This is a genomic window from Pectobacterium fontis (assembly GCF_000803215.1).
Classification (GTDB): Bacteria; Pseudomonadota; Gammaproteobacteria; order Enterobacterales; family Enterobacteriaceae; genus Pectobacterium; species Pectobacterium fontis.
The window spans coordinates 1-5,338 of the sequence record NZ_JSXC01000008.1 but is presented as its reverse complement, the minus strand read 5'-3'; the positions used below and the strand labels follow the sequence as shown (position 1 = coordinate 5,338).

5 protein-coding genes are annotated in these 5,338 nt (G+C 57.4%); 2 read left to right on the top strand and 3 right to left on the bottom strand.

What is annotated here, in order from left to right; genetic code table 11:
- Positions 1-2: 2 nt before the first annotated feature.
- The 3 genes from OI69_RS02770 to OI69_RS02760 form a co-directional block, all read right to left on the bottom strand.
- On the bottom strand, positions 3-347 hold the full coding sequence (locus tag OI69_RS02770) for a SymE family type I addiction module toxin (RefSeq protein WP_039345871.1): 345 nt from the start codon (positions 345-347) through the stop codon (positions 3-5).
- Positions 344-673, bottom strand: coding sequence for a SymE family type I addiction module toxin (locus OI69_RS02765; RefSeq protein WP_039345868.1), 330 nt, complete (start codon positions 671-673; stop codon positions 344-346). The genes OI69_RS02770 and OI69_RS02765 overlap by 4 nt, the downstream gene beginning before the upstream one ends.
- 77 nt (positions 674-750) lie before the next feature.
- Positions 751-1,083 carry a helix-turn-helix domain-containing protein gene (locus OI69_RS02760; protein ID WP_039345874.1) on the bottom strand — a complete coding sequence of 111 codons (333 nt, stop codon included), beginning with the start codon at positions 1,081-1,083 and terminating at the stop codon, positions 751-753.
- Between the two features lie 136 nt (positions 1,084-1,219).
- Here OI69_RS02760 and OI69_RS02755 point away from each other — a divergent pair, with 136 nt between their 5' ends.
- Together OI69_RS02755 and xerC are read left to right on the top strand one after the other, a co-directional pair.
- The gene (locus tag OI69_RS02755; RefSeq protein WP_039345865.1) at positions 1,220-4,105 is read left to right on the top strand and encodes a DNA primase; all 2,886 of its coding nucleotides are present in this window, start codon (positions 1,220-1,222) and stop codon (positions 4,103-4,105) included.
- A 33-nt stretch (positions 4,106-4,138) separates the two neighbouring features.
- Positions 4,139-5,164: a site-specific tyrosine recombinase XerC gene (xerC, locus tag OI69_RS02750; protein ID WP_039345862.1), complete on the top strand. Its 1,026-nt coding sequence runs from the start codon at positions 4,139-4,141 to the stop codon at positions 5,162-5,164.
- The last annotated feature ends 174 nt before the right edge of the window (positions 5,165-5,338 follow it).

Genomic DNA, 5,338 nt, shown 5'->3' with positions numbered 1-5,338 from the left:
TATTACGCCAGCATATTCCCCACCTCTGCCCGAATCGTTATCTTACCGGGCAGCACTTCAATCATTAACAACTGGTCGAGTAACCCGCTTTGGGTAAGCCAGTCGCCCGCCAGTGTCAGTTCGCCATTGTCACTGACCCAATCCGCGCCTTCCGTCTCGTTGCCGTCGAGTTCAGCCATCAGCGCGGCGATATCGGTATCCTCATCCAGTCGCGTCAGCATCAGCCCGTTGCGGTAAAGCTGGATACGGAACAGGGTATGGGCGGTAAAACCTGCCAGTGCCAGTTCGTCGCCCGTTAACGTCAGCTCCGGCAGTTCACCGTGGTGGAAAGCGGTCTTGATGCTCATCGTGCGCTCTCCACGTTTAACCCACCGGGAAAGCGGTTCAGCCACTGGGTTGCCGCACGTTCATCGAATGGGGCGATGCTGAGGGCTTGCAGGTTGCCCCAGAGTTCATGGATATCCTGCGTGGTGATGACAATGCAGCCGGGCATGATACGCAGCTTCAGCGCTTGCCCGGTGGTAAATCCCGCGTCCTTCAGCCACTGCCCGGCGATGTTGATGGCGGGGGTGTCGTGGTTGCCCTTGATGGGTCGATAGCCAACGCGGGTAAAGCGTTCGGCCTGAGTGATTTTAAAAACGGTGGTATCTGGCGTAGAATGCGCGTCAGCCATAGTAACTACTCCTATAGTTGCTTGTGGTTAGCGGCTCTGGTGTGTTGCAACCACGCCAGCGCCGCGTCAGTTCAGACTCAGCCTAACAAGCGCTTCGCCTGATGTTTTAAAATCATGGCATCCAGAATCGATGTGACCGACTTCTGTTCATCCTCATCCATCTGCTTAACGGCTTCAAACTTCAGCTTTAACTCATCCTGTGGTTCACGTTCGCCTTCCTCGAAAATCAGCCAGTCAGCCGACACGTTAAAGGTGACGGCAATACGCTTGAGAATGTCTAAAGAGGGCTGTGCCTCGCCAGACTCGTAGCGGCGAACCTGCGTCAAATGAATCCCTACCTTGTCAGCCATCTGCGGCTGGGTCAGTCCGTGCTGCTTGCGCAGTTGCAGAAAACGGGTTGAAAAGCTCATCCAGAACATCCCCTGATAATTACCGGTATCGCTCATTATCACTCCCTGTTCTGAATAGACTTGACTGAGTGCTCTTAATGGGTCATATAATAGTATCCAATAAGGGCATTGACAAGGTTTTATAAGGAACATTTTTATGGCACGCATCCCCGAATCCGAGTTGCAGCACCTGAAAGCCGCCGTGTCACTGGTTGAAGTGGTGCGTGGTCAGGGAAGAAAGGTGGTAAAGCGCGGCAAGGACTTCGTGGTGCTGTGTCCGTTCCATCAGGAGAAAACGCCGTCATGCGTTATCAGCCCGGAGAAGAACCTGTATCACTGCTTCGGCTGTGACGCAGGCGGCTCGGTGCTGGACTGGGTGATGAAAACGGAAGGGTTAAGCCTGCACCGGGCGGTTGACCGTCTGCGCGGTGAACTCGGTGCGGTGCCTGCTGTTGAGTCGTTGCCACCTGTTACCAATATCGCGGATGAGCAGGAAAGGCAGTCACTGCTGGGTCGCGTGGTTGAGTTCTACCACCATACGCTGCTGAACGCGCCGGAGGCTATCGCCTATCTGGAAAAGCGCCGCCTGAATCATCCTGAGTTAGTGGCTCAGTTCCGCTTAGGGTTCGCCAACCGGACGCTGGGCTACCGTCTGCCATCGAGCAAACTGAAAGACGGGGCAACCGTTCGCAGCCAGTTGCAGGCCATCGGGGTGCTGCGCTCATCCGGTCATGAACATCTGGCGGGGTCATTAGTCGTTCCGGTTATCGACCTTAACGGTCAGGTACGGGAGCTGTACGGGCGCAAAGTGGGTGACCGTCTTCGTGCCGGAACGCCCAATCATCTGTATCTGCCGGGACCCCACGGCGGGGTGTGGAACGAGCAGGCACTGGTGGCGAGTAAGTCCGTTATCTTATGTGAATCGTTACTCGATGCGATGAGCTTCTGGGTAGCGGGGTTCCGCAACGTGACGGCAGCGTATGGGGTGAACGGTGTTACCGATGAGATACGGCATGTCTTTATCCGCCACGGTGTGAAACAGGTGCTTATCGCGTTCGATAACGACGCGGCAGGAGATGAGGGCGCGGTGAAACTGGCGGAATCCTTAGCCGCTGACGGCATTGCGTCGTTCCGAGTGGTGTTCCCGTCTGGGATGGATGCGAACGGCTACTTATGCAGTGTGGCCGAACCGGAAGCGGCGTTCGGGTTACTGGTTGACGGGGCGTTACCGATGGTGGAAGTGGTCAGTGCCGAACCTGAAAATGCCTCTGTACCACAGCCTGAATCTTCATCTCAACCCGCCACCTCTTTAGCCGCCGGGGTTGTGGTTGAAACGCTGGCGAACGGTGAAGTGGAAATCGCGTTATCCGGTCAGCAATGGCGCATCCGGGGCATGGCGTCAGTGAAAGCGGGTAGCGGTGTGATGAAGGTGAACGCGCAGGTACTGGACACGGAAAGCGGCGTGGTGTTCGCCGACAGCGTGGACATGATGAGTGCGCGGAGCCGTGCGGGGTATGCGCGGCTGGCTGCATCAGAGTTAGGGTTAGCTGAAAGTGACATCAAACAGCGCTTAGGCCGTGTGCTGCTGGCACTGGAAGCGCATCTGAGCCAGCCGGAAACGAACGGTGACACCGCGCCGGAACTGGATGACGATGCCAAAGCGGAGGCACTGGCGTTACTGCGTGACCCGAATCTTATCGGCAGGCTGACGGATGACCTTGCGGCGTGTGGCGTGGTGGGGGAGTCCGTTAACTTAGTGGCGGGTTATCTGGCGGCGGTGTCGCGCAAACTGGACAGACCGTTAGCGGTGTTAATCCAGTCATCCAGTGCGGCAGGTAAATCCAGCCTGATGGACGCCGTTCTTAATCTTATCCCGCCGGAAGAACGCTTACAGTACAGCGCGATGACGGGGCAAAGCCTGTTCTATCTGGGTGAAAGCAATCTCCAGCATAAAATCCTCGCCATCGCGGAAGAGGAGGGGGTACGGCAGGCGGCGTATGCCCTTAAGTTGCTCCAGTCAGATGGTGAACTGACGATAGCCTCAACGGGTAAAGACGATGCGACGGGCAACCTCGTTACCAAACAGTACACGGTAAAAGGCCCCGTTATGTTGATGCTGACCACGACTGCCATCGACGTGGATGAAGAACTGCTGAACCGTTGCCTTGTGCTGACGGTGAACGAGAGCCGCGAACAGACCGAAGCGATCCACGCCTTGCAGCGCCACAAGCAGACGCTGGAAGGGCTGCTGATGGAGAACGAGAAAGGCTACCTGACGGAGTTACACCAGAATGCGCAGCGGTTACTCAGACCGTTAAAAGTGGTGAACCCGTTCGCCTCACAGCTTACGTTCCTGAGCGACAAGACGCGCACCCGGCGCGACCATATGAAGTACCTGACGCTGATACAAAGCATCGCGCTGCTGCACCAGTACCAGCGGGAAGTGAAGACGGTTGAACACCGTGGTCAGGTTATCGAGTATATCGAGGTGGAGCGGTCGGATATCGTGCTGGCCAACAAGCTGGCTCACGAGATATTAGGCCGCACACTGGACGAGATGCCGCCGCAGACGCGGAAGTTGTTGCTGTTGATACAGGGGATGGTGAACCAACTGGCTCACGCGCAGAACAAGAAACCGGGCGAGGTGCGCTTTACGCGGCGGGATATCCGCGAGGCGACCCAGTGGAGCGACAGCCAGCTTAAGCTTCACTGCCTGCGACTGGCGGAAATGGAGTATCTGTTGGTTCATGGTGGCAGTCGGGGACATCTGCTGCAATACGAGTTGTTGTGGGATGGCACGGTGCCGGAAGGGGCGCACCTGTGCGGGTTAATCGAGCCGGAAGTCAGTGAAAAAGACGAGTGCGACTCACGCAAGTCTGGGTCTGATGAAAGCAAGTCGGGGTCAAGTCTGCCTCAAGTCGGGGCTAAGTCTGGGTCGGCAAAACCGCGCAAAGCCGCAGCCGATAAGGGTTCACCTGTCGCAAGTCGGGTTAACGGCAAAAGCACTGTTCCGGTAAAGAAAAATAGCCGCATCACATCGTAGTTCCCTTCTTCTCACCACGCAGGACGCGCCGTCATGACCAGACCGAAAGCCCCGACACCCGAAGCCACTTACCTTAGCAGCCTGTCACAGACGCTGCGCCAGTACACCGCCGCTTACCTTGAACACCTTACTGCCACGAACCACAGCCCGCGCACGGTGGAAGGGTACGGTGAACGGCTGCGCCCGTTCGTGACGTGGTGCGAAGAGCGGGGGCTGACGCAGGCGGCACAGGTGAGTCTGTCGGTGCTGGAAGGGTATCAGCGCTATCTGAAAGGTTATCGCAAAGCCGACGGAAAACCGCTGGCACAGGGCGGCCAGCTTAACCGCCTGTCAGCGATACGCGGGCTGTTCCGGTGGCTGCTGCAACGTCACCATATCCTGTACAACCCGGCAGAGCAGATGACGCTGCCGAAAGAAGAGAAACGGCTTCCGTCGCAGATACTGAGCGTGGAGGAAACCGAGGCGGTGATGGACGCGCAGGACACCGACACGCTAACCGGGCTGCGTAACCGTGCGGTACTGGAAATGCTGTGGAGCACGGGACTACGGCGGTCAGAGTTGTCCGGGCTGATGCTGGCCGATGTGGACGTGGGGCGCGGGGTTCTGGTCGTCAGGCAAGGTAAGGGAAACAAGGACAGGGTGGTGCCGGTTGGTCTGCGTGCGCTGGTCTGGGTACAACGCTATCTGGACGCGGTACGGCCACGACTGACAACGAGGCATGACAGCGGTTATCTGTTCGTGACGATATGGGGAAAGAAACTGGCGCGGTCAACGCTGACGATACTGGCAGGGCGTGCAATACGGGATGATGCACATCTGAAAAAGGCCGGAGCGTGTCATGTGTTCCGGCACAGTATGGCGACACAGATGCTAGAGCGGGGGGCAGATACGCGACACATCCAGGCGATACTCGGCCATGAGAAGCTGGAAACCACACAGATATATACCCGTGTGGCTATCGGCCATCTGAAACAGGTGCATGAGAAGACGCACCCGGCAGAGCGGAAAAAGAAAGCGCGACGCCGGAAGAAACGTAAATCGGACGCAAAAGAAAAGTAGCTCTCTCCCTTCAATATCGCGGTACGGTGTCTGGCAAAAGGCGCGCCGTCCGTGGCGCACCTCTTGCCTTGGTCAGCTAAGGCGCTCCGGCGGTAAATGCCGCCCGGCCAGCGCCAACCCAAGCCGTCCTCTGTACTTAACGTTGCTGGCCAGTCGTCATTCAACATAATGTGG

Bases quoted from the DNA above. Each gene is read 5' to 3' on its own strand.
- OI69_RS02765 (WP_039345868.1), bottom strand. From the start codon at position 673: ATGGCTGACGCGCATTCTACGCCAGATACCACCGTTTTTAAAATCACT.
- xerC (WP_039345862.1), top strand. From the start codon at position 4,139: ATGACCAGACCGAAAGCCCCGACACCCGAAGCCACTTACCTTAGCAGC.
- OI69_RS02770 (WP_039345871.1), bottom strand. From the start codon at position 347: ATGAGCATCAAGACCGCTTTCCACCACGGTGAACTGCCGGAGCTGACG.
- OI69_RS02760 (WP_039345874.1), bottom strand. From the start codon at position 1,083: ATGAGCTTTTCAACCCGTTTTCTGCAACTGCGCAAGCAGCACGGACTG.
- OI69_RS02755 (WP_039345865.1), top strand. From the start codon at position 1,220: ATGGCACGCATCCCCGAATCCGAGTTGCAGCACCTGAAAGCCGCCGTG.